Annotated in this window: 28 protein-coding genes; 5 read left to right on the plus strand and 23 right to left on the minus strand. The window is 46.2% G+C overall.

The features are described from left to right. Positions 1 to 31 precede the first annotated feature (31 nt). Both AACT42_RS08065 and AACT42_RS08070 read right to left on the minus strand, forming a co-directional pair. The gene (locus AACT42_RS08065) at positions 32 to 733 is read right to left on the minus strand and encodes an LrgB family protein (protein WP_094129037.1); all 702 of its coding nucleotides are present in this window, start codon (positions 731 to 733) and stop codon (positions 32 to 34) included. Further along, positions 730 to 1176, minus strand: coding sequence for a CidA/LrgA family protein (locus AACT42_RS08070; RefSeq protein ID WP_017042726.1), 447 nt, complete (start codon positions 1174 to 1176; stop codon positions 730 to 732). Before AACT42_RS08070 ends, AACT42_RS08065 begins: the two co-directional genes overlap by 4 nt. A gap of 117 nt (positions 1177 to 1293) precedes the next feature. Here AACT42_RS08070 and AACT42_RS08075 point away from each other — a divergent pair, with 117 nt between their 5' ends. After that, entirely contained in the window at positions 1294 to 2178 is an 885-nt protein-coding gene (locus AACT42_RS08075; RefSeq protein WP_026028359.1) for a LysR family transcriptional regulator, read from the plus strand. Here AACT42_RS08075 and AACT42_RS08080 read toward each other — a convergent pair. Continuing rightward, a complete protein-coding gene (locus AACT42_RS08080; protein WP_010318688.1) occupies positions 2175 to 2693 on the minus strand; it encodes a DUF4442 domain-containing protein in 519 nt (172 codons plus the stop codon). The two genes, AACT42_RS08075 and AACT42_RS08080, sit on opposite strands and share 4 nt — an antisense overlap. A 214-nt stretch (positions 2694 to 2907) precedes the next feature. On the opposite strand from AACT42_RS08080, the gene fcrX reads away from it, so the two are divergent. Next, on the plus strand, positions 2908 to 3357 hold the full coding sequence (fcrX, locus tag AACT42_RS08085) for a ferric iron uptake transcriptional regulator FcrX (protein WP_010318689.1): 450 nt from the start codon (positions 2908 to 2910) through the stop codon (positions 3355 to 3357). A 115-nt stretch (positions 3358 to 3472) separates the two neighbouring features. On the opposite strand, the gene AACT42_RS08090 is transcribed toward fcrX, so the two are convergent. The 3 genes from AACT42_RS08090 to fabB form a co-directional block, all read right to left on the minus strand. Further along, entirely contained in the window at positions 3473 to 4486 is a 1014-nt protein-coding gene (locus tag AACT42_RS08090) for an aspartate-semialdehyde dehydrogenase (protein ID WP_013856334.1), read from the minus strand. Further along, complete coding sequence (locus AACT42_RS08095; protein ID WP_094133754.1) at positions 4470 to 5615, minus strand: 4-phosphoerythronate dehydrogenase; 1146 nt, start codon at positions 5613 to 5615, stop codon at positions 4470 to 4472. Before AACT42_RS08095 ends, AACT42_RS08090 begins: the two co-directional genes overlap by 17 nt. Positions 5616 to 5841: 226 nt before the next feature. Further along, positions 5842 to 7053, minus strand: a complete 1212-nt coding sequence (fabB, locus tag AACT42_RS08100) for a beta-ketoacyl-ACP synthase I (RefSeq protein WP_013856332.1) — start codon at positions 7051 to 7053, stop codon at positions 5842 to 5844. 127 nt (positions 7054 to 7180) lie between these two features. On the opposite strand from fabB, the gene mnmC reads away from it, so the two are divergent. Further along, positions 7181 to 9208, plus strand: a complete 2028-nt coding sequence (mnmC, locus tag AACT42_RS08105) for a bifunctional tRNA (5-methylaminomethyl-2-thiouridine)(34)-methyltransferase MnmD/FAD-dependent 5-carboxymethylaminomethyl-2-thiouridine(34) oxidoreductase MnmC (protein WP_094133755.1) — start codon at positions 7181 to 7183, stop codon at positions 9206 to 9208. 114 nt (positions 9209 to 9322) lie between these two features. Here mnmC and AACT42_RS08110 read toward each other — a convergent pair whose 3' ends face one another. From AACT42_RS08110 to AACT42_RS08120, 3 genes are all read right to left on the minus strand, one after another. Further along, a complete protein-coding gene (locus tag AACT42_RS08110) occupies positions 9323 to 9847 on the minus strand; it encodes an NADPH-dependent FMN reductase (protein ID WP_026027294.1) in 525 nt (174 codons plus the stop codon). Positions 9848 to 9964: 117 nt separating this feature from the next. Then, a complete protein-coding gene (locus AACT42_RS08115) occupies positions 9965 to 10228 on the minus strand; it encodes a YfcL family protein (protein WP_013856329.1) in 264 nt (87 codons plus the stop codon). Between the two features lie 32 nt (positions 10229 to 10260). Then, positions 10261 to 10791 (minus strand): elongation factor P hydroxylase, encoded by a 531-nt coding sequence (locus AACT42_RS08120; protein WP_013856328.1) that lies wholly within the window; start codon positions 10789 to 10791, stop codon positions 10261 to 10263. 234 nt (positions 10792 to 11025) lie between these two features. Here AACT42_RS08120 and AACT42_RS08125 point away from each other — a divergent pair, with 234 nt between their 5' ends. Beyond that, on the plus strand, positions 11026 to 11649 hold the full coding sequence (locus AACT42_RS08125) for a trimeric intracellular cation channel family protein (RefSeq protein WP_026027295.1): 624 nt from the start codon (positions 11026 to 11028) through the stop codon (positions 11647 to 11649). A 196-nt stretch (positions 11650 to 11845) separates the two neighbouring features. On the opposite strand, the gene aroC is transcribed toward AACT42_RS08125, so the two are convergent. Together aroC and prmB are read right to left on the minus strand one after the other, a co-directional pair. After that, positions 11846 to 12931, minus strand: coding sequence for a chorismate synthase (gene aroC, locus AACT42_RS08130; protein ID WP_026028357.1), 1086 nt, complete (start codon positions 12929 to 12931; stop codon positions 11846 to 11848). A 184-nt stretch (positions 12932 to 13115) separates the two neighbouring features. After that, entirely contained in the window at positions 13116 to 14048 is a 933-nt protein-coding gene (gene prmB / locus AACT42_RS08135) for a 50S ribosomal protein L3 N(5)-glutamine methyltransferase (RefSeq protein ID WP_013856325.1), read from the minus strand. Between the two features lie 63 nt (positions 14049 to 14111). Between prmB and smrB the strand changes: the two genes are divergently transcribed. Then, positions 14112 to 14642 (plus strand): endonuclease SmrB, encoded by a 531-nt coding sequence (gene smrB / locus AACT42_RS08140; RefSeq protein ID WP_013856324.1) that lies wholly within the window; start codon positions 14112 to 14114, stop codon positions 14640 to 14642. A 56-nt stretch (positions 14643 to 14698) separates the two neighbouring features. Here the strand turns inward: smrB and flhB are convergent, their stop codons facing one another. From flhB to fliH, 12 genes are all read right to left on the minus strand, one after another. After that, positions 14699 to 15829 (minus strand): flagellar biosynthesis protein FlhB, encoded by a 1131-nt coding sequence (gene flhB / locus AACT42_RS08145; protein ID WP_013856323.1) that lies wholly within the window; start codon positions 15827 to 15829, stop codon positions 14699 to 14701. Positions 15830 to 15838: 9 nt separating this feature from the next. Then, positions 15839 to 16621: a flagellar biosynthetic protein FliR gene (gene fliR / locus AACT42_RS08150; protein WP_013856322.1), complete on the minus strand. Its 783-nt coding sequence runs from the start codon at positions 16619 to 16621 to the stop codon at positions 15839 to 15841. An 8-nt stretch (positions 16622 to 16629) separates the two neighbouring features. After that, the gene (gene fliQ, locus AACT42_RS08155) at positions 16630 to 16899 is read right to left on the minus strand and encodes a flagellar biosynthesis protein FliQ (RefSeq protein ID WP_013856321.1); all 270 of its coding nucleotides are present in this window, start codon (positions 16897 to 16899) and stop codon (positions 16630 to 16632) included. A gap of 11 nt (positions 16900 to 16910) precedes the next feature. After that, positions 16911 to 17750 (minus strand): flagellar type III secretion system pore protein FliP, encoded by an 840-nt coding sequence (gene fliP / locus AACT42_RS08160; protein WP_017042736.1) that lies wholly within the window; start codon positions 17748 to 17750, stop codon positions 16911 to 16913. Between the two features lie 46 nt (positions 17751 to 17796). Next, on the minus strand, positions 17797 to 18177 hold the full coding sequence (gene fliO / locus AACT42_RS08165) for a flagellar biosynthetic protein FliO (protein ID WP_013856319.1): 381 nt from the start codon (positions 18175 to 18177) through the stop codon (positions 17797 to 17799). Positions 18178 to 18210: 33 nt separating this feature from the next. Next, complete coding sequence (gene fliN / locus AACT42_RS08170; RefSeq protein ID WP_010318705.1) at positions 18211 to 18621, minus strand: flagellar motor switch protein FliN; 411 nt, start codon at positions 18619 to 18621, stop codon at positions 18211 to 18213. A gap of 17 nt (positions 18622 to 18638) precedes the next feature. Continuing rightward, entirely contained in the window at positions 18639 to 19691 is a 1053-nt protein-coding gene (fliM, locus tag AACT42_RS08175) for a flagellar motor switch protein FliM (RefSeq protein ID WP_013856317.1), read from the minus strand. Between the two features lie 7 nt (positions 19692 to 19698). Beyond that, positions 19699 to 20196: a flagellar basal body-associated protein FliL gene (gene fliL / locus AACT42_RS08180; protein WP_013856316.1), complete on the minus strand. Its 498-nt coding sequence runs from the start codon at positions 20194 to 20196 to the stop codon at positions 19699 to 19701. Positions 20197 to 20229: 33 nt separating this feature from the next. Beyond that, positions 20230 to 22275 carry a flagellar hook-length control protein FliK gene (locus tag AACT42_RS08185; RefSeq protein WP_094131602.1) on the minus strand — a complete coding sequence of 682 codons (2046 nt, stop codon included), beginning with the start codon at positions 22273 to 22275 and terminating at the stop codon, positions 20230 to 20232. A gap of 172 nt (positions 22276 to 22447) precedes the next feature. Then, on the minus strand, positions 22448 to 22900 hold the full coding sequence (gene fliJ / locus AACT42_RS08190) for a flagellar export protein FliJ (protein ID WP_013856313.1): 453 nt from the start codon (positions 22898 to 22900) through the stop codon (positions 22448 to 22450). A 3-nt stretch (positions 22901 to 22903) separates the two neighbouring features. Then, positions 22904 to 24226, minus strand: coding sequence for a flagellar protein export ATPase FliI (gene fliI, locus AACT42_RS08195; protein WP_094131603.1), 1323 nt, complete (start codon positions 24224 to 24226; stop codon positions 22904 to 22906). Continuing rightward, positions 24226 to 25029, minus strand: a complete 804-nt coding sequence (fliH, locus tag AACT42_RS08200; protein ID WP_094131604.1) for a flagellar assembly protein FliH — start codon at positions 25027 to 25029, stop codon at positions 24226 to 24228. The genes fliI and fliH overlap by 1 nt, the downstream gene beginning before the upstream one ends. Positions 25030 to 25031 lie beyond the last annotated feature (2 nt).

Consider the following 25031-nt stretch of genomic DNA (forward strand, 5'->3'; position numbering starts at 1 on the left):
TATTGACCCGTATACAACAGCACTCTTTTCTTTACCAAAGTAGACGGCCGATAAATGGAGCAAGCAACACAGTGACCATGCCCGCAATCATCATCACCACACTCGACACTACCCCTTCAGCATTGCCAATTTGATACGCTTTTGCCGTTCCTGCACCGTGCGCGGAAGCGCCAAGACTGGCTCCTTTACCAAGCCCAGAGCGAATGGATAATAACGCTAAGACCACTTCACCTACCGCCATGCCTATCACCCCAGTAAGTACCACAAATAGAGCAGTCAGATCACTTTGCCCACCAATTGACTTCGTCGCCTCAACAGCAAAAGGCGTGGTAATCGAGCGCATCGCTAAACTGCGCTGAAGCATATCGGGTAATTCAAACCAACGAGCCAACAAAACCGTGCTTCCCACAGCAACCACAACCGATACGATCACTCCCACGGATAGAGAGAGCCAGTGGCGCTTGATCAACAATCGGTTGTCATAGACCGGAATAGCAAAAGCCACTGTCGCGGGTCCAAGTAGCCACAATAACCAATGAGATTCTGCCATATAGGTTTGGTAAGGGATGTGAAAGATCATCACAACAGCCACTAACAATATAGGGGCCAATAGCAGCGGCATTAAAAAAATAGAACGTTTACGTTGATAAAGGCACTTGCTGCCATAGTAAAAAGCCAAGGTTAACAGCAAGCAAAATACACCAAGCAGCGTTGTGGTAAGTAGTGAGCTCATGATGAACGCTCCACTTTGGTTAGGCGTATTGCCCGGTTGCTTTTTCTACGCGCTAATATCAGCTCTAAACGATACATTTTATCAACGGTCCAAGCAGTAATAGCAATGACCATGATGGTACTGATGACAAGTACCGCCATAATTCGTAACCCTTGCTGTTGCATTAACTCTTGATAGTTAACGACCGCAATGACCGCTGGTACAAAGAACAACAGCATTTCCGCCAATAACCAAGTTGCTCCCTTGCGCAGCCAATCAACTTTTACAACTCGCATAATCACTAAAGTTAACAGCAATAGCATGCCAGTTAAATTTGCTGGTAAAGGAATATGAAAAGTGCTGACTAGAAAATCCGCCAAAAACCAGATCATTGATAACGCAGCAACTTGTACCACTGTTTGCAGATTGTTTTTTACTCTTTGGCTGTTTCTTATTCTTTGCATGATGAGACTAATGCCGTTTTGTGAAATTAGTCACATTATATTAAGCCATAAAACCATCGTAAAATGACTTTTTATTATCATTTTCATGCCAAAATGGAATGATAAAAAGGAGATATTATGGATATTAAAGCACTGCGCTATTTTGTTGAGTTGGTCAATCAACAAAGCTTTACCCGCGCATCCGAGCAACTGTTCGTCACCCAACCCACCATCAGTAAGATGATCCGCAGTCTAGAGCAGGAAATTGAACAGCCACTATTACATCGTGAAGGTCGACGTTTCTGGCTTACCGATGCAGGAGAGGTTGTCTATCAAAGAGCGCTAGAGATCTTAGCGCAGATGTCTCAGTTAGAAGCCGAATTGGTCGATCTCAATCAGGTAAAGCGGGGACAACTGCATCTCGGTATTCCACCAATGGTTGGACACCTTTACGCAGGTCTGATCCGCCAATACCGTCAAACCTACCCTCATGTAGAGCTCACCATCGTTGAGTATGGCGGACGTAAAATAGAGCAAGCTATTCTCAATGGCGAAATTGACGTAGCCGTGACCATGCTTTCGCCTCATCCGATTGATAATCTGCGGTCACTCTCCTTAGACAGTTACCCCATTTGCGCCGTACTCCCCGATTCATCTCCTTGGAAGCAGCAAGAAGCCATCGGTTGGGAGCAACTACAAAATGAGCCATTTTACCTCTATACCCATGATTTTACGCTGAGTGACTACATCCACTCATTCTGCCTACAACACGGATTTACACCACAAGTTGCAGCGCGCAGTAGCCAGTGGGATTTTTTAGTCGCGTTGGTCAAAAGTGGCGTAGGTGTTGCCTTTCTACCCGAACCACTTTGTCGACGAATTCAAGGAGAAGGCGTCTTAGTCAAACCGATGACACCCAGTATTGATTGGCACTTAGGATTAATATGGCACGCGGAACGGTACGTTTCTCGCACCGCCGAAGCTTGGATTGAGCTGTGCCAAATGCAGAACGAACAGCCTTAGCGATCACAAAAAGTAACCATTTTGTCTGCATCACTCTCTTCTCTATATTTAGGTTTTTTGCGCACGTACAATTTACGTTGCACTTCAGAGACCACTTCGCCTTTGGCATCCTTAACATGGATAACAAATTCCGGAAAGCATTTATCCCCATTGGCCGTGCTCACTAAGATTGAATCCAGTTGGTCTTGCGTTATCAGAAACTCCGCATACAAATCAGAATGGCCCGGTTTGATAAAGTTGATGCTGGCCTCTTTGTCCCATACGTAATATTGCTCACCCAAAATCCCCATTAACATCAACGAGTAAACAGGGTCAGTAAGAGAGAAAATGCTGCCACCATACTGAGTGCGATTGGCATTTTTGTTCCACCACCGCAGCTTTAGGCGCATTTTCACCTGACGGAAGTCGCTACTAATTTCATCAATGTGGATACCAGCTCCCCAAAAAGGAGGCCAGCTATTTAACGCCCACTTAACAATATTTGGCTTATAAAATCTTGCTAAAGAGTGATTCATTCCGTGCTCACCTTTTAAACCTATCGACTCAATCACTAATAAATGTTACGCAATTGTAACTGGTAAGAGCTGTTATATCAGTGATATTGCGCGGCTTTGTGACAAATATAAAGTAACCCTTTGAACTTCGTGGTTTATTGTTAGCAGTGACTCCCCTATAATGATCGCAATTATGAATTCTGTTAACTGCTGCAGATCATCAACAGGAAAGTGTATGTCAGATAATAACCAAGCGCTCAAGGATGCAGGTCTTAAAGTTACCCTTCCTAGGCTAAAAATTTTAGAAGTGCTACAGCAGCCTGAATGCCAACATATCAGCGCTGAAGAACTGTATAAGAAATTGATTGATCTTGGTGAAGAAATCGGTCTTGCGACTGTTTATCGAGTATTAAACCAATTTGATGATGCGGGTATTGTCACTCGTCACCATTTTGAAGGTGGAAAATCCGTTTTTGAACTTTCAACACAACACCACCACGACCACTTAGTGTGCTTAGATTGTGGTGAAGTGATTGAGTTTTCAGATGAGGTGATCGAACAACGCCAAAGAGAGATTGCTGAGCAATATAATGTACAGCTCACCAATCACAGCCTTTATCTATATGGTAAATGTGCCGACGGCAGTTGCAAGCAGAACCCTAACGCGCACAAGTCAAAAAGATAGCCATCATTCTCAGCCTTGAGCTGGACGATAATAAAAAAGCCGGGTGAATCAATCACTCGGCTTTTTTGTGTAAAGAGAAAGGAGTGGTAAGCCACTCCTTTTTACTAGGTATTAATTAGAAATAATCTCGAATCAACACTTCCGCAATTTGTACCGCATTTGTTGCAGCGCCTTTTCTCACGTTATCTGCCACTACCCACATGTTAATGCCACTGTGGTGACTGATATCGTTGCGAATACGCCCTACAAGAACCGTATCCTTCCCTCCCGCATCGCGAACTTGCGTTGGGAAATCATTCCCGCTGAATACTTCAATACCTTCAGTTTTCTCTAATAACTCAATAACTTGCTCAGCATCAATCGGTAAGCGTGTTTCAATATGCAGTGACTCAGCATGGCCGTAAAAAACTGGCACGCGTACACAAGTTGGGTTGACCATAATGGTTGAGTCATTGAATATTTTTTGCGTTTCCCACACCATTTTCATCTCTTCCTTGGTGTAGCCATTATCCATAAACTGGTCGATTTGTGGGATGCAGTTAAACGCAATTTGCTGGCTAAACACATCAGGATCGGCCGAAACACCGTTTAACAGCCTTGCGGTTTGTCCCGCCAACTCATCAATGCCTGACTTCCCAGCTCCTGAAACGGACTGATAAGTTGATACGTTAATTCGCTCGATACCCACAGCGTCGTGAATCGGCTTTAACGCCACCAACATTTGGATGGTTGAGCAGTTTGGGTTCGCAATAATATTGCGGTTACGGAAATCCGCAATCGCTTCAGGGTTCACTTCAGGCACAACAAGTGGGATATCGTACTCATAGCGGAAATGTGAGGTGTTATCGATGACTACCACGCCTTCTTCTGTGGCAATAGGTGCCCATTTTGCGGACAATTCACCACCAGCGGAAAACAGTGCAATCTGAACTTGTGACCAATCGAAATCTTCAACATTTTGTACTTGTATGGTCTTACCATTGAAGCGGTAGAATTTACCTTCACTACGCTCACTGGCAAGTAGGTAAAGTTCACCAACGGGGAATTTGCGATCTTTGAGCACTTCAAGCATGGTTTCACCAACCGCGCCGGTTGCTCCTAAAATAGCGATATTAAATTCTTGGCTCATTTGTTACCTCTGTTTTAAAACCTAATTTAGCTAAGGGAGTGAGATCACACGACTCACTACCGACGACAGTCATCGCGCTATATTCTCTTCTATCCCAATAAAGTTTACGCATTTGATCAAAAGCACCTGGTTTGCCAATTTCACGGCGAAACAAGGCGTCATCTTTGCGTACGTCATAAATCAATTGGGTTAAACTGCGTAATGTTTCTTCATCCCAACCGCGTGATAAATACACTTTGGCAATGGGGGTCTCGGGTAATAAACTACTGGCATTCGCGCAATGGTCATCACCAAGATACTCACAAAAACTATTGAAAATCATGGTCGTGCCTCGGGCTTTACCTTCTAACCCATAGCCAGCCACATGCGGCGTCGCAAACGCGAGCAAAGGCAGCAGTTCCATATCCACTTCAGGTTCAAATTCAAACACGTCTAAAGCGGCAATAAAACCATCATTCTTCTGTAGGCGTTGTTTCAGCGCTTGGTTATCCACCACAGGGCCACGAGCCGCGTTGATCAAGATCTGATCACTGCGCAACTGGGCAAGTCGAACTTCATCAATCAAGTTATGAGTTGGCCATTCACCACTTTTAGTAATGGGTGTATGCAGCGTAATGACATCCGCTTTATCAAGTAAAACATCAAGATGAGTAAACTCGCGGCAATCACCCTGTGCTTGTTTTGGGGGATCGTTGAGCAGTACATTGATGCCAATCCCCGCTAAACACTCGGCTAAATAGCTGCCGACTTGACCAGCACCAATAATGCCAACGGTTTTCTCTAAGGCAGAAAAACCATGCTGCTGTGCTAACACCATCAATACACTGAAAACATACTCAGCCACTCCCACCTTATTACACCCCGGTGCGGCAGTAAAAAAGATGCCTCTTTCAGCCAAAAGCGCTTGATCAACGTGGTCCATACCTGCCGTCGCCGTACCAACAAACTTTAATTTATTGGCTTTCGCTAATAGTGCTTGATTTACTTTCGTAACAGAACGAATCATCAAGGCGTCAACGTCGATAAGATCATCAGCCGTTAAGCTTCTACCGGGTTTCAACACCACCTCACCAAGCTGGCTAAATAACGATTCAGCATAAGGCATGTTTTCATCAATAAGGATTTTCATAGCGGAGTTCACAATTTTCGAAATTGAAGGAATTGTGCAGAAAAGCGCACAGACTGTCGAGAAGAAATCCCGCTTTCCATAAAAATGCCCGGCTCCTCACGGAAACCGGGCAAAAACCCAGAACAAAAGGATCCCGTCCCGCTCTCCATGGGACAGAGTCTGCGTCTGTTCGATCAGCTAAGCTGACCCGCTCTGGAAACCTTTTTATAAGAGGTGTGTAGGCTTATTAGCCTTGATACTTTTTGATCACTAGCGTCGCGTTCGTACCGCCAAAACCAAAGCTGTTAGACATCACAGTGGTTAGCTCTTGCTCGCGCATTTCGGTCACAATATCAAGGCCATCAGCCGCTGGATCTAAATTGTCAATGTTGATGCTTGGCGCGATAAAGCCGTGGTGAAGCATCAAGGTAGAGTAGATGGCTTCATGTACACCTGCCGCACCCAATGCGTGGCCAGTCATTGCTTTTGTTGCCGAGATAGCTGGGCTGTTGCCAGCGAACACTTCTTGAATGGCACCCAACTCTTTTACATCACCGACAGGTGTGGAAGTACCATGTGTATTGACATAATCCACACTATCTACCGCTTGCATTGCCATCTTCATGCAACGCACAGCGCCTTCACCTGATGGAGCCACCATGTCGTAGCCATCGGATGTCGCACCGTAACCGACGATTTCACCGTAAATTTTTGCGCCGCGAGCCAGTGCATGCTCAAGCTCTTCAACCACAACCATGCCGCCGCCGCCTGAAATCACGAAACCATCGCGGTCAGCATCGTAAGTACGTGACGCTTTTTCTGGTGTTTCGTTGTACTTAGTTGACAGCGCACCCATTGCATCAAACATCATAGTTAAAGACCAATCGAGCTCTTCACCACCACCTGCAAACACAACATCTTGCTTACCCAATTGGATAAGTTCCATTGCGTGACCAATACAGTGAGCCGACGTCGCACAAGCGGAGCTCATGGTGTAGTTGACGCCACGGATTTTAAATGGCGTAGCAAGACAGGCTGAAACAGTCGAAGACATAGTACGTGGAACCATGTAAGGACCAACGCGCTTCACGCCTTTTGTGCGCAATGTGTCGACAGCAATAACTTGGTTATACGACGACGCACCGCCAGAACCAGCCACAATACCAGTGCGGTCATTAGAGACCTGCTCTGGTGCTAAACCTGAATCGGCAATCGCTTGTTCCATTGATAGGTATGCAAACGCGGCCGCATCACCCATAAAACGCATCTGTTTGCGATCAATATGGTCAGCAGGGTTCATTTTCAGGCTACCCCACACTTGAGAGCGTAAACCGTTCTCTTTGAACTGCTCAGAAGCGGTAATACCTGATTTGCCTGCTTTTAGAGACGCTAAAACTTCTTCGACGTTGTTACCGATACTTGAAACAATACCCATACCGGTGATTACGACTCGTTTCATGTGACATTCCTATAATTCAAAATTCGCTTAGATAATAACTAAGAAGAATAACAAAAGTGGTCAGCTTTCCCAGAAATTCGTACAATCTCGAGCTATATATCGCCCGATTTCACAGAATTACACCATTATGACCAGCATAACCAACGCAACACTGGGTTGGAATGAAGCGGGCACACCCGTTTCCGACCAATTCGATGACGTTTACTTTTCCAACGTTAACGGCCTAGAAGAGACGCGTTACGTGTTTCTTTCCCAAAATCATATACCACAAAGATGGCATCAATATGACCAAAAACGATTCGTCATTGCCGAAACGGGGTTTGGCACTGGGTTAAATTTTCTCGCTGTATGGCAAGAATTTGATGCGTTTAGGCAACAAAACCCAAATGCGCCATTGCAAGCGCTGCATTTTATCAGTTTTGAAAAATATCCGCTCAATAAACACGACTTGATAACAGCGCACCAAGCGTGGCCTGAATTAGCGACTTATGCGAAAAAGCTTCAACAACACTACCCGATTGCAGTACCAGAATGTCATCGCATTGTTCTTGATGATGGCGCCATTACCCTTGATCTTTGGTTCGGTGACATCAAAGAGTGTATGCCGCAAGTTCCCACGACTGAGCAAGGCGTGGTAGACGCATGGTTTTTGGATGGTTTTGCTCCCAGTAAAAACCCTGAAATGTGGAATCAAACACTGTTTGAGAATATGGCCAAACTGGCGAAACACAAAGCCACGTGCGCCACTTTTACCGCCGCAGGTTTTGTACGACGCGGATTGATAGAAGCAGGCTTTTCGATGAAAAAAGTGAAAGGCTTTGGCACCAAAAGAGAGATGATTGCTGGTCAACTGGAACACAAAACGCCGTACAGCAATATAAAACCTTGGTTTGCGATTGCGCCGACGACCAATGTTACCGACGTGGCGATCATCGGCGGCGGCATTGCCAGTGCCACATTAGCTAAAATGCTCAATCGCCGCGGTATCAATGTCAGCCTGTATTGCGCTGATGATAAAGCCGCTCAAGGTGCTTCAGGTAACCGACAAGGTGCGGTTTACCCACTGCTGAATAAAGACCACAGTGGTGTATCGCGTGTTTTTGCGCCCGCTTTTCTGTTTGCTCGGCAATTTGTTGAGCAAATGGCGCAAACCGTCCCTTTTGATCATGATTGGTGTGGTGTGACCCAATTGATGTGGGATGAAAAATCGACCCAAAAACAGATGGCGATGCTTGAAGGGAAATTTAACCCTCAGCTAATGCACTACTGCGATCAACAAGCAACGTTACAAAACGTCGGCTTACCGACTGACATGGTCAGCTTACATTACCCACTCGGAGGATGGCTTTGCCCTGCTCAACTGACACAAGGCCTGTTTGACCAATTAAGCCAAAGTGAGCGATTCAACGTCTATTTCAATCACAAGGTGGAGTCTTTGCGCTGGGATGAAATACAGCGGCAGTGGACATTAAGTGTAAATGGTAACGAAAAGCACCATCAGTGTGTGGTCATTGCAAACGGTCATCAATTTGACTATTTCGAGCAAACTCAAGCGTTGCCACTTGGCAAAGTGAAAGGACAAGTGAGCCATATTCCAACCTCAGAAACATTGCAAAAGCTGAGCAGCGTGTTGTGTTACGACGGCTATATGACACCGCACAACCCCAACACTCAACAGCACTGCATTGGCGCAAGCTATGACCGAAGTCAAATCAACCAAGCATTCGATGCGGCGGCGCAGCAAGAGAATGGACAACGCTTAACCCGTTGTATTAACGACCAAAACTGGACACAGCAAGTCGATACATCTAGCAATCAATCTCGCCAAGGCGTTCGCTGTGTCAGCCGCGATCATTTGCCGTTTGTCGGGAATGTGGGCAACTTTGAACAGATCAAACTCGACTACCAGCCGTTAACGTCCCAAGATCCGCAACAGACTCCATCTGTCGCTCACTATCCTCATTTGTACTGCATGCTCGGGCTAGGATCGCGAGGGCTAAGTTCTGCGCCATTAATGGCTGAGTTGCTGGCTTCACAAATGAGTGGCGATCCACTTCCGCTTGCTGTTGATGTTCTCGAAACGCTTCATCCAAGTCGAATGTGGGTGAGAAAACTCAAAAAAGGCAAAGCCATCACCGAACGTACTCCTCGATAAAACCCGTCATAGAAAAAAGCCTTACTTATCCAGCAAGGCTTTTTTAATGCTCACTTTTTCACGCGAAAAGCCGTGAAACTTAACGTGAGACGAACTTAAAACGAGACACGAAAGCTATACGAGCTTCGCAACCGCGTCTTTCAATTGTGCCGCCACTTCTGGGTTAGTCACTTGACCCGTAGCCAAGTCAAAATTGTCATAAAAACTCGGTACCGAGACAGACGCTTTTACATTACCACCAAAATAAGGAGCAGAATTATTTGCCGCCGCCAAAACCGATTGCGCGCCACCAGGACCAGGAGAGCTGGCTAGGTAAACAGCAGGTTTACCTTTGAATAGTTCACGGTCAATGCGTGTTGCCCAGTCAAATAAATTTTTGTACGCCGCTGGGTAGTGACCATTATGCTCAGCAAAAGAGATAACAAACGCATCCGCTTGAGCAAGATCACGCAGAAAAGCTTGAGCGCCTTCGGCTTGGCCAAGCTCTTTTTCAAGATCTTCGCTAAACATAGGAACGGTATAGTTGTTAATATCAAGCACCACCACGTCTGCACCTTCAATGAGGTGAGCGGTGTAAGTGGCCAATGCTTTATTGATTGAAGTTGAGCTGTTTGATGCTCCAAATGCGATGACTTTCATGGTGTTGCCCTTGTGTGTTCGAATATGGCTTAAGCATAGCGATCGCACAAATTAACAACAACCATAAAAATTTTACGGACTCATTCAAAGAATTCGAATGAGTTAAATGTGCTCATCTTAAGCTTGGTTGTGAAGCTCGGTCCATAAATCGAACACAATCACGCGGTCTGCAGGCGTAAGCTCTGTGCGCGCTTGCTCTAGGCTTTGCTCAATTCGTGCTTTAAACAGAGATAGATCGTCAATTCCTTCATCTTCACACGCGGCTGCAGACAAAGAAATATGACCTCGCAAATAACCACCCGCAAACAATTCATCGTCCGATGCCGTCGCAATACGTGCATCAATCATTTCCAGCAGTTTTTCTTCAAATCCAATAATCATACAACTCTCATTTTCTCTTATTATTTAGCTAGTTACCTGATAATAAAGTGCTCTAGCCTTAATTCTGTCGTACCATAAAAAGCACGTAATGCATCTGACAGCATCTTCACTCGGGGTGGAAGCCCAACCTGTAAGATAGCGACTACCTCACGATGTACCTGAGTCATAAAGGTGATGCGGTCTGGTTCAAAATCGCCGTGTAGGTTGTCACAACTCACAGTAAAAGGAAAGCCAGCACTGACCGATAAAATCCACTCATACGCTTGAGGGCGAACCTCTACTTTTTCAAATTCGGCTTGGACTTGCGCGGTTCGCCCGTCTGGTTGATACCAATAGCCAAAATCTTCCATCAATCGCCGTTCAGGGCCGGCGACACACCAATGCGCGATTTCGTGCAGTGCCGAGGCAAAGAAGCCTCGTGCGAAAATGATGCGGTGATGATTGATTTGCGCATCAGCAGGCAAGTAAATCGGCTCATCACCACCGAGCTCTAAACGCGTATTGAATGGCTCAAAAAAAGTGTCATTGAACAGGGAGATCAAGTCTTGGTATTGATGTGTCATCGCTCAGTCATGCAGGCAAAAATTTCTCAACGCATTCTCTTATTTTTCTGTAGTCAGGTAAAGCCATTCAATCGCCCCACTTCATTAGTTTTATTAATCGGTCAAACGGTTTCTTGGCATAAAATCTCATTCGCCATCGCCTGACTTTACTACTACACTTGCGCCTCCATTTTTAAGTTCAACCGCTTTCTCGGTTCTTATATACCTAAGGAAGTGCTGTCGGAGTACCGCATTATGTTGCTCAGTGTTTTATATATTATTGGTATTACTGCCGAAGCGATGACTGGCGCATTGAGTGCAGGCCGTCGAAAAATGGATTGGTTCGGTGTGATGTTAGTAGCGAGTGCCACTGCGATTGGAGGCGGTACGGTGAGGGATATTTTACTCGGCCATTATCCGCTAGGTTGGGTGAAGAATCCGGAGTTTTTAGCCATTACCTGTATCGCAGGCGTTCTCACCACAGGCTTAGCTAAATGGGTAATCAAACTCAAAGGGTTGTTCATTCGTTTAGATGCATTGGGGCTAATTGTGTTCAGTATCATAGGCACAAAAGTCGCAATGGGCATGGGTTTGCATCCCGGCATTTGTATGGTTTCTGCGTTGGTCACTGGGGTGTTTGGTGGGTTATTACGCGATTTAATCTGCAGACAAACGCCACTGGTACTGCATGAAGAACTCTACGCTTCGGTTTCATTAGTCGCTTCAGGGCTTTATTTAACCTTACTCGCATTCGGCATCAATGATGTCACCAGCACGATAGTAACGCTTATTGTGGGTTATTTATTGCGTATGGCGGCAGTGCGTTTTAAATGGCGTTTGCCTTCTTTCCAGCTTGATGCTGAAAATCAGATTCATTAGCCACAATCCGATGTTAGATATTCCGATGTTAGATATTCCGATGTTAGATATTCCGATGTTAGATATTTAGTTAGTTAGCTGACTTGTTTCGATAAAAAATTCATTCAGCCGCGGAAATTGGCTAAACAGAAAATGGCTTAAAACAAAAGCGCCCTAACAAAAAGGGCGCTTTTCATCTTAATTCGGTCATGCTGGATTAGATTTTAGGCGTTTCGGTTTGAACCGCAAAATTCTGCCCGCGATGACGAAGTAAGTGGTCCATCAACACAATCGCCAGCATTGCTTCGGCAATAGGCACAGCGCGAATACCAACGCAAGGATCATGGCGACCTTTCGTGATAAGTTGTGTGGGTTCACCCGTACGAGTAATGGTATCGCCAGGTACTGTAATACTTGACGTGGGTTTAAGCGCAATACTGGCAACAATATCTTGCCCAGTCGAAATACCGCCTAAAATACCGCCAGCATGATTTGAGCGAAAGCCGTTCGGTGTTAGAGGATCTCGATGCTGGCTGCCTTTTTGCTGCACGACATCAAAACCGTCACCAATCTCTACCCCTTTCACCGCATTAATGCTCATCAAAGCGTGTGCAATATCCGCATCTAGACGATCAAATACCGGCTCACCTAAACCAACAGGCAGGTTTGTCGCGACAACTTGAATCTTTGCACCGATCGAATCACCTTCTTTTTTCAAATCACGGATCAGTTGGTCGAATGCCGCCACTTTGTCTGCATCTGGACAGAAAAAGGCGTTATTCTCAATTTCATTCCAATCCACTTTATCGATACAAACATCGCCCATTTGTGACAAGTAAGCGCGAATTTCAACCCCAAATTCTTGTTTGAGATATTTCTTCGCAATGGCTCCCGCTGCCACTCGCATCGCTGTCTCACGTGCTGATGAACGGCCACCACCACGATAGTCACGAATGCCATATTTTTGATGGTAGGTATAATCGGCATGACCGGGGCGAAACTTGTCTTTAATGTCTGAATAATCGGTTGAACGTTGGTCGGTATTTTCAATTAATAGACCAATCGATGTACCTGTGGTTTTCCCCTCAAATACACCAGAAAGAATTTTGACTTCATCCGCTTCACGGCGCTGCGTTGTATAGCGAGATGTGCCAGGACGGCGACGATCTAGGTCTATCTGTAAGTCAGCTTCTGTAATTTCTAAGCCCGGAGGGCATCCGTCGACGATACATCCTAGTGCGATACCGTGACTTTCTCCGAATGTCATCACCCGAAAATGTTGTCCGATACTGTTTCCTGCCATTACTTCCTCAATATTGATGACACTGAGCGACATGCTCCCTATCACCGCTTCATTCTATTGTTCGTGGATTCATAGTGGCTTTATTACGAAATGATGTAAAGCCCCAAAATAAAGCAATGTGTATTTTTCTAATGGATAAAAAAACGCCAGCACTATGGCTGGCGTTTTTCTTATGCATACGGCATTAGTCGATATAAAGCGCAAAGTCGCTAGCGCAATCAACCAACTGCTGGCGAGTCAGCATGAATACGCCATGCCCACCATTTTCAAACTCAAGCCAAGTAAACGGAATGTGGTCGTATTGGTTCATCATATGCACCATCGAATTGCCCACTTCACAGATCAAAATACCGTTATCAGTGAGGTACCCCGCCGCATTGGCCAAAATACGACGCACCAATTTCAAACCATCGGTACCGGCGGCTAAGCCGAGTTCTGGTTCGTGTTTGAACTCTTTGGGCAAACTATTCATATCTTCTTGATCCACATACGGTGGATTCGACACGATTAGGTCATATTTCTCTTTTGGCAAATCACGGAATAGATCGGAACGGATCGGGAAAACTTGTTGCTCCATACCGTGATCTTGAATATTTTGCTCTGCCACTTGCAGTGCGTCGGTTGAGATATCAATCGCATCCACTTCAGCATCAGGGAACGCGTGGGCGCACGCAATGGCGATGCAACCGCTGCCAGTACACAAATCCATAATACGTACAGGCTCGTCGATCAACCAAGGTTGGAACTGCGCTTCAATCAATTCGCCAATCGGTGAACGTGGCACCAGTACTCGCTCATCCACATAAAACTCAAGGCCACAGAACCACGCTTTATTGGTTAAATAAGCGATAGGAGTACGTTCATTAATGCGCTTAATCACCCGTTCAACAATACGCAGACGTTCGCTGCCTGTTAAACGAGAATTCAATACATGCGGAGGAACATCAATCGGAAGATAGAGTGTCGGTAGGATTAGCTGAACGGCTTCATCCCACGCATTATCGGTCCCATGACCATAAAATAAGTTGGCGGCATTAAAACGACTGACCGTCCAACGAATCATATCTTGAAGCGTGTGAAGTTCAGAAACCGCCTCTTCTACAAAAATCTTATCCAAAATTGCCTCCGAAAAGCGCTACAATACTGCCAATATCGATCTGTTAGAAAATGACCAAACCCAATGAGCCAAAAAGAGACCGAACACGATGACGCTTTCGACTTGTTTCGGGATGCAGTAAAGGGCGTTAAAAAGTTGCGACAGGATACCATAATCCAGCCGCCAAACAGAAACCCCAAACAAAAAGAAATCCGCCGTATTGCGCGGGAAGCCAGCGATACCGAATTTTATTTTTCCGATGAGTTTATACCAAAACTCAGCGATGAAGGCCCGACGCGCTATGCTCGTGATGATGTGTCGAAATATGAAGTCAAACGGTTAAGGCGTGGTGTCTATGTTCCGGATGTGTTTTTGGATATGCACGGCATGACACAGCAAGAAGCGAAACGAGAACTCGGGGCGATGGTTGCTTATTGTGTGAAAGAAAATATTCACTGCGCTTGTGTCCAACATGGGATCGGTAAACACATTCTCAAACAAAAAGTTCCTCTCTGGCTCGCTCAACATCCTGATGTGATGGCGTTTCATCAAGCCCCTCTTGAATTTGGCGGGCATGGCGCGGTGTTGGTGCTGCTTTCCATTCCTGATAAGTGATTTAAACTGACGCTAACTTCAGCATCAACGCTTTTGCTCCAGCATAACGATGAGGATTAATGCCGTAAATCCGGTGGAATCGGCATGTTATTCTCATCGAGTTTGGGTCTTTGACCACCGCGTTTACGATACTGCTTAAGCTGAAAGACGTAAGCCAGTACCTGCGCGACCGCCACGAAAAGCCCGTCGGGGATCTCCTGCTCAAGATCGGTTGTGTGATAAAGCGCTCGAGCCAAAGGCGGTGCGGGGATGATGTGTATATCATGCGCACGTGCTACTTCACGAATTTTCATCGCCATGTGATCGACGCCTTTAGCCACCACAATCGGTGCTTTATCCGTATTTTGTTTATAGCGCAGCGCAACTGAGAAGTGTTCTGGGTTGGTGATGATTACATCCGCTTGTGGCACTTCCGCCATCATCCGCCGCTGGGCCGCTTCACGTTGCAACATCCGAATTCGGCCTTTAACCTCAGGTTTTCCTTCCGTATCTTTGTATTCGTCTTTTACTTCTTGCTTGGTCATTTTTAATTGGTCAGCGTGCTGCCAGATTTGGAATGGGATATCGATGGCGACCACGACCAATAAAGAACAACTGATCAGCAACACGAAGTTGAGCAAAATATCGAGCGCATGGAAAATATTTTGTGGATAGACATCCATGCTCAGTTGAAATAGATCTTCTTTCGATGCATTAATCAGATAAAAAGCAACGCCAGAAACAAGCAGTACTTTTAAAATGGACTTAAATAACTCAACCCAACTTTGCAAACCGAACATACGTTTTAAGCCACTGAGCGGGTTCATTTTGGAGGGCTTTGGCATCGCAGCTTCGACAGAAAAGTTAATTCCACCAATGCCAGCCGCGCCAATTAATGCAGCAATAAATAACGTGATTAAGATAAGCGAGAGTGGCAATATCAGGGTCGCAAGAGAACCAGCCGCAATATCAAACAACTTTCCGAGATCAAACACTTCTTCTCGGCTTAAGTTGAAGATTCGACCCATCAAAGCATACAAAGCTCGGGCTAACGATTCGCCAAACCACATCAATGCAATCGCACCCACCACCAGTACCGAAACGGACGCTAACTCTTTTGAACGAGCGACCTGACCTTTTTTTCGCGCCTCGTCCAATCGCTTGGGCGTGGCGTCTTCGGTACGTTCTTGACCGTCTGACTCTGCCAAACGCGCCTCCTAACAGTTCATACGGATAAGGCGACAAATTTGTTGCTCGCCTTCTAACCAGAATAGTTCGTAGTGACTATACAGGCCGCCTAAAATATACCAACAGAGTAACAAGCCGACCAAAAGCGCAAACGCAAAACCCAACGAGAAAATGTTGAGCTGAGGGGCTGCACGAGTCATCACACCAAATGATAAGTTGACGGTTAATAGCGCAATGATGCCAGAAAGAGACATACTCAGCGCCACTTTAAACATAATTCCCAGCCACAATGCGAGCTCACGAAAATCCACGGTCGTTAATGCTCCATCGCCAATAGGCAAGGTTTTGAAACTGAATACCACCAGTTGGATCATCTTTAAATGACCATCGGTTGCTAAGAAGAACAAGGTCGCTAAAAACATAAACAATTGACCAAGCAAAGGGGTGTTCTGCCCGTTTACGGGGTCGACCATTGAAGCAAAACCTAAGCTGGCTTGCATACCCAATATTTGGCCAAGCATAACAAAGGTTTGGATTATAAACTGGGTGATCATGCCCATTGCAACGCCAATAATAATCTGCTCAAAGGTGGTCAAAAAACCTTTAAATGAAAGTAGTTCAACGGTCTCTGAAACTGCAGGAATCGCGGGCATCACGGCGAAGGTAATCGCCAAACCTAAGTAGAGCCGCACTCGGGTCGGAACAAAGCGGGCCCCAGTGACTGACATCACCATCAGCATGGCGGAAATACGAGTGTAGGGCCAAAAATAGCTAGCAATCCACTCTAAAACGAGGCTTGTTGGGTACTCCATTCAAGCTCCTAGTACAGTACCTGTGGTAGCCGTTCAACGATAGAGAAGAAATACTCCATCAACATCTGCGTCATCCAATGGGCAAAGAACATCAGTGCCAGTAACGTCACAATGAGACGCGGTAAAAAGCTCAACGTCTGTTCGTTAATTGAGGTCGCGGCTTGGAAAATGGCGACCACTAAGCCAATCAACAAACTCGGGATGATGATGGCGCACACCATGATAAGCACCATCCACAGTGCGTCTCGAAACAGCTCAACAAAGACTTCAGGAGTCATTCGCGCCCCCGTTATAAAGCAAAACTGCCGGCTAGCGTTGAGAGGATCAAGTTCCATCCATCCACTAGTACAAACAGCATGAGTTTAAATGGCAGCGAGACGATCATCGGCGAAAGCATCATCATACCCATAGCCATCAAAACAGACGCCACCACTAAATCAATGATTAAAAAGGGTAAAAATAGCATAAAGCCGATTTGAAACGCCGTTTTTAGCTCCGAGGTGATGAACGCAGGGATCAGCACCGCCATCGAGACCTCTTCAGGATTGGTTGCGTCAGAGCCCGATATCTCAACAAAGGTTTCTAAATCTTTGACTCTCGTCTGTTTCAGCATGAAGGCTTTTAGTGGCTCTTGAGCCGTATCAAACGCTTGACGCGCCGTCATCTGCTCATTGAGATACGGCTGCACAGCTTGCTCATTAATGGCATTGATGACTGGTGACATAATGAAAAAAGTGAGAAAAATAGCAATGCCGATAATTACTTGGTTTGACGGCGTTTGTTGCAGGCCCATTGCCTGGCGCAAGATCGACATCACAATCACGATACGTGTAAAGGAAGTCATCAAAATGACCATGGCAGGCAAAAAACCCAACATGGTCATCAAGGCTAAAATTTGTAGATTGATCGAGTAATCTTGACTGCCATCTGAATTGGTCGTCATGGTAAATGCTGGAATACCGCCACCACCACTGACGCTACCAGCGGCTATCGTTTTAGAGGCGCCACTGTCTTTATTCATCGCCGTTACCGTCACCGTTTCTGCGCCTACGGCGCTGGAAGGAATTGGCGTGGCTAACTCTTGCTCTGAAAACGCAAACGGGGTAAACAATAATGCCACCAGCAACATAGAAAGATGCCATAGATGACCAAGGTAACCCAATGAGGCCGTGCGATTATTTCTTGTCATTTTTCTTTAGCAGCTGAGTCAGTTGACCGGCAAACGGACTGACCTCAGCCTCCTCCTGTTTGAGTGGGGCATCTAATTTGGCGATCAATTGGACAGATTGTGACGTGACTCCGACGAGAAATTGTTCTTCTCCCGCTTGCACAATAACGATACGCTCTTTGGTGCCCACTGGCAGTTGGCGTACAATGCTCAGCCCTTTTTGATTACCGAACGTGGGCACTCGCATGCGTTTTAACACCCAAGCCAAAAAGAGAATTAGCGCAATAACGAACAAAAGCGACCCGAAAGTGGTCGCTAAATCTAAGTGATCATTCGGCGCTGCCATCGCTTGGCTTGAACAGAGCAATAAACCGATCAGTTTTTTCATCCAAATACTTCTTTTTCGTAAGCTGACGTTATGCTAACGCAGCTTTTTAATACGCTCAGTCTGGCTGATTACATCGGTTAAACGAATACCGAATTTATCGTTAACCACTACCACTTCTCCATGAGCAATCAAAGTGCCGTTCACCATCACATCCAATGACTCACCCGCGATGCGATCAAGCTCAACCACCGAGCCTTGGTTCAATTGCAGTAAGTTACGAATGCTGATCTTCGAACGCCCCACTTCCATCGAAATGGTCACCGGAATGTCCATGATCGTATCAAGTTTGCGGCGCTCATCTTCGGTGATCGGTGGTGAAGTGTCTTTCAATTCATCAAGAGGCGCGGCCAGAATTTCATCTACATCAATACTAGGCGCGGATGGGTCTTCCCCTAATGCGGCTGCCCATTCGTCTGCCAATCTTTGGTCGTCACTTGGTTCCATCTTCGTTACCTACTCTATTATTCTTCGTTATCTTCTTCGTCATCATCTTCAAATTCAGACATGATGTCTTTGCCTAAAAAGGCGAGATCCGTTTTTACTACATCAGGGCGTTTAATTTTTTCAGAGACTTGAACCGCCAGTTTTTCACCAGAGCGGCCCATTTTCACTCGGTAAGTAGGCAGCTCTTCAACAAACATCGTTGCGTTTTTGGGCATTTTAATTGGGATGATATCGCCTACTTGTAGATCCATTAAGTCACGCAATGAAATGTCTTGTTCTAATAAATTGACTCGGAAATTGACGGGTACATCCATGATCTCTTCGCGCAGTGCAGAACTCCAACGCACATCAGTTTCCATTTTATCCGACTGGACACCCGCATCGAGTAACTCACGAATGGGTTCAACCATCGAATAAGGCATGACCACGTGGAAATCGCCGCCGCCGCCATCGACTTCGATATGAAACGAGCTCACTACGATCACTTCCGTTGGGCTGACGATGTTAGCCATACTTGGGTTCACTTCTGAATCCAAATATTCAAACTCAACGCCCATCACCGGTGACCAAGCTTCTTTGTAGTCACCGAAAACAATTTTTAACAGTAATTGAATGACACGTCGTTCTGTTGGCGTAAATTCGCGCCCTTCAATTCGAGCGTGGAAACGTCCATCGCCACCAAAAAAGTTTTCCACCAAAATGAAGACTAAACGCGCTTCCATCGTGACCAACGCTGTCCCTTTTAACGGACGAAAACGCACCATGTTCAAACTAGTCGGAACATAAAGCGTATTTTGGTATTCACCAAACTTCATCATCTGTACGCCGTTGATCGACACTTCAGCCGTTTTACGCAGCATGTTGAACAAACTAATACGCATGTGACGAGCAAAACGTTCGTTGATAAGCTCCAGCGTAGGCATGCGCCCACGGACGATACGGTCTTGTGAAGAGAAGTCAAAGTTAATCGCCGACTTATCGGCAACATCGTCATCGTCTTCCGCCTCATCAACACTGTCTACACCATGAAGCAGGGCATCAATTTCGTCTTGGCTTAATAAATCAGTCACTTCTCACCTACTGCATTACAAAATCGGTAAACAACACTTTTTCGATCACAGGTTGCCCAACCGCTTTAGTGAGTGCCGCTTTAATATCATCGGTCGCCTTATCTCTCAGCTCAATTCGCCCGGTAGGGCTACGAAGCTGTTCCACAGTGGCAGACGCAAAAGTGGCCAGTAAAGAGCTTTCCACTAAAGGTGAATGGTAACGTGCAAGGCTTTCATTTTCTGAACCTCGCACCATCAACTGCACTTTGATTTGCACCAAACGATCTTTCTTATCACCCGTGACGTTAAACACAAACGGCTGTGCAATATTAACGTAAGCCACAGGATCCGTTGGCAAAGCTTGCTGCGCTGCGGGGGCTTGCTCACTCGTGGCTTCACCCTCATCTCCGCTCATCAAAAAGAAAGCTGCACCACCACCAAGCAGTAACACTACGGCAGCAATAATGATAATCAGCAGTTTTTTCTTCCCTTTGGGGGCTTCCGCGCCTAACTCTTCATCGGCCATAATGTTCTCTATGTCGTTATTTTTAATATTAGTTTAAGCGTAATAACTGATTCCATCACGCTTTGATGCGACATTCAAATCAAGTTTGACGTCTGTATCAAGGTTTTCTTCGTCTAAATAGCTTCCGTTGCGCGCCAATTGACCAGATTGAGCATCCCCGTCGGCAGTGTAGCGCGCTTGTTGCTGACCAGCGCTCTGTTGTTGGACAGAGGTCTCACCCAACTGCACACCTTGTTGTGCCAACATTTCTCGTAGCCTTGGCATAGATTGTTCAATCACATCACGTGCTTGATGGTTAGCGACCGTAAAATGAACCGTCGTATGATCACCATTCATATTCATACGAATTTGTAAACGCCCCAATTCCGGTGGATCTAAGCGAATATCGACATGTTTAAGGTTTTTCGACATCATCATTTGCAGCCGTTCCGCCATTTGCTCACTGGCCATTTCTCGGTTAAGCAACAAAGGAGGCTGTTGCGCGGCTTGCAAGTTGTCAGCACGGCTCTGCGTCGCGTTCAAACCATGTTGCCCCAAAGCACTCGAAAGCTGCTGCGCTAATGTGCCCTCTTTTTGCTCTTGAGCCGACCCTGCATCATTCACACCCGATAACGCTTTCGCGCCTAATCCGGCTTTGAATAGCGCGGGGTTGAGTGGCAATTCTGCATGGGTTGCAGCTGGTATCGCGGCCGCATTCGCTAACTGTTGTATTTGTACATTGGATAACTCATTGCTTGCTGTCACAAGAGGTGACGATGCTAGTGCGGCTTTATCTGCCGCCGCGGCAGCCTGCATGGTTTGAGATTGTTGCTGAGCTAAGGCTTGCTGAACAGAATGGGCTAATGAAACCGGCGTATTTTTACCCTTGAGGACCGTTTCACTTTGTGCCACGTCTAGAGGTAATGCTTGCCCTTCGGCAACAACTGTGTTCGCCCAAGGAATGGCAGCGGCAGTCAATAACGCCTCTGTGGGCAGTCCTTGCTGATCATTTTCCGAATCGGTTTGAGGTGTATTCGTAGATGGAGAGAGTGGCAACTTGCCCTCTGCTAAATTTGTTGTCAATTGTGAATCAAGTGCTTGCGCTTCAACCAAAGGTGATGGCTCTATGGGCATGGTGTTGTCACTTTTTGCCACCGCGTTAACTGCTGCATCGCCAACTTCAGTTGTGGCAAGTAAAGTGGCCTCATCTTCTATCGCTTGCGACAAAGCGCTTGCTTGCACTGACTTTGTATCTTGAGGCGGCTGAATGAATTTTCGGACTGATTCCGGCAGGATGAGTTCACCATTCTCTTCAGTCTCTGCATTTAAGCTTGATGCCGTAGGTGAACCTCCCGCAGCCATCAAACGCTCTTTGCCCTGCTGAATAGGCAGCACAAGCTCTGCATCTTGTTCCGTGATGTGCTGATCAGATAATGGAGCTTGCTCATTCACTGACGTCGGTGCTACTGGTTCAGTAGTGGGTTTAGCGAATGCACCCTGTGCTGATATTTGCGCAGCCGCTGGCGCTTTTTGCTCCACTTGATCCGAGGAGTCACCTGCGTTGTCGTCGATTTGCACGTCTACCGGATGAGTGTTTTGTGGCAAGGTTTTGCCGTTTTGGTCAGCAAGTGCTTGATTGGCGCTATTTAAACGGCCAAGGATTTCATCGCCATCGCTCATCACTTGTGCTGTTTTCTGCTGAAGAGCGGAGTCATCAACCTCTGCTGAAGGGGGTGATTTTGTTTGCACGGTAGTAAGATCAGCCTCTTCACTCAATGCCTCACCAAGTTCTTTATCTAACAAGGCATCGCTACTTTGGGCTGCCACGTCATCGGTGAGCACCGCTCCCTCATCCAGCGCCTTAAAGTCGGTTTCTGCCGAAGATTCAGTGCTACGACCCATAATGAGGGCGGTCAGTTTTTCAAAAAAACCTTGAGATTCAGAACCTTCACTCACCGCATCAGAGCCTGCTTTACTCACGCTGGCCATTTTAGAGGTGTCGGATGGTGTTGTAATATTTACATTCATATCCATGATGCTCGCACTAAAAACAGAGGATGACGCGGATTCATTATTGGCCAGTAAGCCATGTTTCATCATTTTTTGACGATGGCGCAGTGGATTAACCTAATGAACTCCGTGATTAGTCAGAAGCAAGAAATGAGCCAAGCCTTCAATATCGATAAGAAAGTATGACACCCATCTTATTGGACACGTTGACGACTTGAGGCGTCAGTGGCTTAAAACTTATTTTGATTAAAACTTATGTTGCTTAAAACTTGTGTTGATTAGAACGTTGCCTGCTAAAGAGCAGTGTAGAAAACTCATCCATCTGCTTCTGCTCTCGTTTATCTTGTAGACGTTGCGCTTCTATCTGTTTTTTTTCAATGAGCCATTCGTAAGAGCGTCGCTGTTTTCTCACTTCCATCCAATGCTCTTGGCAGTTATCTACCTGATTTTTGAAGTGTTGTTCTGCATCTCTTTGTTTGACAAGGGTTTCATCTAACTGGGTAAGAAATCGGTTTAAGTGTCCGTATTGGCTCGCCGTCAAACCTGACATGCCGCGCTCCATAAGCTGCTGACAATAATCAAGACGATATTGCTCAATCTGCGCCAACTGCTTGTAATAACTCTCTAGCTCATCACGCGATTTAGATAACGCCATCACGGCTTTTTCTTCTTTGTCTTTGGCTTGATCAAGCAGAAACTCGAGTGCGTTATCCATCGATTACCCCACTTGCAAAACGTGCTTGAGCATATTGACGCACATGTCGTAAGGAACCGAATCCTTCATCCCTTGCTGCAAATATTCATCCAGCCTAGGTTTTAGCGTAAATGCACTGTCAATCGCAGGGTCCGTCCCCGGCTTGTAAGCACCGATAGAAACGAGATCTTGATTTTTCCGGCAGATGGAGAGTATTTGACGCACCGCTTTCGACATCAACAGATGTTCATCGGTGGTGATTTGTGGCATAACACGGCTGACCGATTTCTCTACATCAATCGCTGGGTAATGTCCGGCATCGGCCATTTCACGTGATAAAACAATGTGACCATCAAGAATGGCTCGCGATGCATCAGCGATCGGGTCTTGTAGATCATCCCCTTCGGTGAGCACGGTAAAGAAAGCGGTAATCGATCCTTGGTTAGGACCGCCATTTCCCGCTCGTTCAACCAAGGCGGGCAGTTTAGCAAACACCGATGGCGGATAACCTTTTGTGGCTGGCGGCTCACCCACAGATAACGCAATTTCACGTTGCGCTTGGGCAAAACGAGTCAACGAGTCCATTAGTAGCAATACATCTAACCCTTGATCACGAAAGTATTCCGCAATCGCTAACGCGGTTTGACAGCCTTTTAAACGCATCAGCGGTGAGGAGTCCGCAGGCGCGGCTACTACAACTGAACGTTGACGTCCATCAACGCCTAAAATCTCTTCTATAAACTCTTTTACTTCGCGGCCACGTTCACCAATCAGCCCCACCACCACCACTTGAGCGGTTGTGCCACGAGTCATCATGCCAAGCGTTACAGATTTACCGACACCAGAACCAGCAAATAAACCAATCCGCTGCCCTTTACCCACCGTCAGTAAACCGTTGATCGCTTTTAGGCCAACGTCCAGAGGTTCTGTTATGGGTTTGCGAGCTAATGGATTGATGGGGTCAGCATTAAACGATGCGCGCTTTTCGGTATAAATAGGCCCCAGCCCATCGAGTGGATTACCGACACCATCAATCACCCGTCCAAGCAGCTCCATCCCGACTGGTAGCCCCGCATCCCCTGTCATTGGGGTAACTTTAGCTCCGGGCAGTACGCCTGTTATCTGTTCGCTGGGCATCAGATAGAGGTTATCGCCAGAAAAGCCAACCACTTCCGCTTCCATTTCTCCGGACATGGTTTCTACTTTACATAAGCTACCAATAGGGGCTTTACAACCAGTAGCCTCAAGGGTTAAACCAACCACACGGACCAATTTGCCCGATGCCATTGGGCGGCAGGTTAACCCTTCAGTTTTGTATTGACTAAGGCGATCGGCAAGAGACAACACTATTGATCACCTTGTTGGTGACGATTGGTGCCACAAAAACTTTTCAACACGCTACGAATGCGATCTTCCATTCGATAATTCACACTCGACTCACCAGCTTCAATCTGGACGTCACCGCGATTTAATGCTGGTTCTTTGACCAATGTCCAGTTTCGGAAATCCAGTTCTTTTTCGCCATAAGCAGAATGAATCACTTCAACATCTTCTGGATGGAGTTTTAATGTGATGGCATGACCGGATACAGGCAGGGATTCAACCGACGATTTGATGGTATCTAAGATCACTTGCGGATTAGTTTGTACCTCAACGTGAACGACTTCTTTGACCAAGGTTAAAACCATATCGACCAGCTGTTTTTCGACTTGGGCATTCATCAACTCTAGCGGTTGAGCAAATTGATTGGCAAGACCAACGAAAATATCAACCTGCTGCTGGATGAGGGTTTGCCCTTCAGCAACACCCTCGGTTTTGCCTTGCTCAACACCTTCTTGGTGTCCTGCAATCAGTCCTTCTTCTTTGCCTTTTTCATAGCCTTGTTTGAATCCGGCTTCTTGACCTTGGTGCAAACCTTCTTGATAAGCCCCTTGTTTGATCTGGCCAATCTCTTCTTCGCTGAGTTGCAGCGGCTCTTCAACCACTGGCTCATCAAAACTTGGCATCCAACCGGGGTCGTAGTTCATTGCCGTTTCTTTGGCTTTTTTATTGATCTCTGCGCCGTAGTCCGGCAACCCCCACTTTTTGGCTTGTTCAATATTAGCGTCTGCATCTAAACGTAAAAAGCCGCGTTTTCTTTCTCCAGACATAA

The sequence above is a fragment of the Vibrio sp. V15_P4S5T153 genome (assembly GCF_963874485.1).
Taxonomy (GTDB): domain Bacteria; phylum Pseudomonadota; class Gammaproteobacteria; order Enterobacterales; family Vibrionaceae; genus Vibrio; species Vibrio anguillarum.

Coding starts and splice junctions, on each gene's coding strand:
- AACT42_RS08065 (WP_094129037.1), bottom strand. CDS start 733: ATGAGCTCACTACTTACCACAACGCTGCTTGGTGTATTTTGCTTGCTG.
- AACT42_RS08070 (WP_017042726.1), bottom strand. CDS start 1,176: ATGCAAAGAATAAGAAACAGCCAAAGAGTAAAAAACAATCTGCAAACA.
- AACT42_RS08075 (WP_026028359.1), top strand. CDS start 1,294: ATGGATATTAAAGCACTGCGCTATTTTGTTGAGTTGGTCAATCAACAA.
- AACT42_RS08080 (WP_010318688.1), bottom strand. CDS start 2,693: ATGAATCACTCTTTAGCAAGATTTTATAAGCCAAATATTGTTAAGTGG.
- fcrX (WP_010318689.1), top strand. CDS start 2,908: ATGTCAGATAATAACCAAGCGCTCAAGGATGCAGGTCTTAAAGTTACC.
- AACT42_RS08090 (WP_013856334.1), bottom strand. CDS start 4,486: ATGAGCCAAGAATTTAATATCGCTATTTTAGGAGCAACCGGCGCGGTT.
- AACT42_RS08095 (WP_094133754.1), bottom strand. CDS start 5,615: ATGAAAATCCTTATTGATGAAAACATGCCTTATGCTGAATCGTTATTT.
- fabB (WP_013856332.1), bottom strand. CDS start 7,053: ATGAAACGAGTCGTAATCACCGGTATGGGTATTGTTTCAAGTATCGGT.
- mnmC (WP_094133755.1), top strand. CDS start 7,181: ATGACCAGCATAACCAACGCAACACTGGGTTGGAATGAAGCGGGCACA.
- AACT42_RS08110 (WP_026027294.1), bottom strand. CDS start 9,847: ATGAAAGTCATCGCATTTGGAGCATCAAACAGCTCAACTTCAATCAAT.
- AACT42_RS08115 (WP_013856329.1), bottom strand. CDS start 10,228: ATGATTATTGGATTTGAAGAAAAACTGCTGGAAATGATTGATGCACGT.
- AACT42_RS08120 (WP_013856328.1), bottom strand. CDS start 10,791: ATGACACATCAATACCAAGACTTGATCTCCCTGTTCAATGACACTTTT.
- AACT42_RS08125 (WP_026027295.1), top strand. CDS start 11,026: ATGTTGCTCAGTGTTTTATATATTATTGGTATTACTGCCGAAGCGATG.
- aroC (WP_026028357.1), bottom strand. CDS start 12,931: ATGGCAGGAAACAGTATCGGACAACATTTTCGGGTGATGACATTCGGA.
- smrB (WP_013856324.1), top strand. CDS start 14,112: ATGAGCCAAAAAGAGACCGAACACGATGACGCTTTCGACTTGTTTCGG.
- fliR (WP_013856322.1), bottom strand. CDS start 16,621: ATGGAGTACCCAACAAGCCTCGTTTTAGAGTGGATTGCTAGCTATTTT.
- fliQ (WP_013856321.1), bottom strand. CDS start 16,899: ATGACTCCTGAAGTCTTTGTTGAGCTGTTTCGAGACGCACTGTGGATG.
- fliP (WP_017042736.1), bottom strand. CDS start 17,750: ATGTTGCTGGTGGCATTATTGTTTACCCCGTTTGCGTTTTCAGAGCAA.
- fliO (WP_013856319.1), bottom strand. CDS start 18,177: ATGAAAAAACTGATCGGTTTATTGCTCTGTTCAAGCCAAGCGATGGCA.
- fliN (WP_010318705.1), bottom strand. CDS start 18,621: ATGGAACCAAGTGACGACCAAAGATTGGCAGACGAATGGGCAGCCGCA.
- fliL (WP_013856316.1), bottom strand. CDS start 20,196: ATGGCCGATGAAGAGTTAGGCGCGGAAGCCCCCAAAGGGAAGAAAAAA.
- AACT42_RS08185 (WP_094131602.1), bottom strand. CDS start 22,275: ATGATGAAACATGGCTTACTGGCCAATAATGAATCCGCGTCATCCTCT.
- fliJ (WP_013856313.1), bottom strand. CDS start 22,900: ATGGATAACGCACTCGAGTTTCTGCTTGATCAAGCCAAAGACAAAGAA.
- fliH (WP_094131604.1), bottom strand. CDS start 25,029: ATGTCTGGAGAAAGAAAACGCGGCTTTTTACGTTTAGATGCAGACGCT.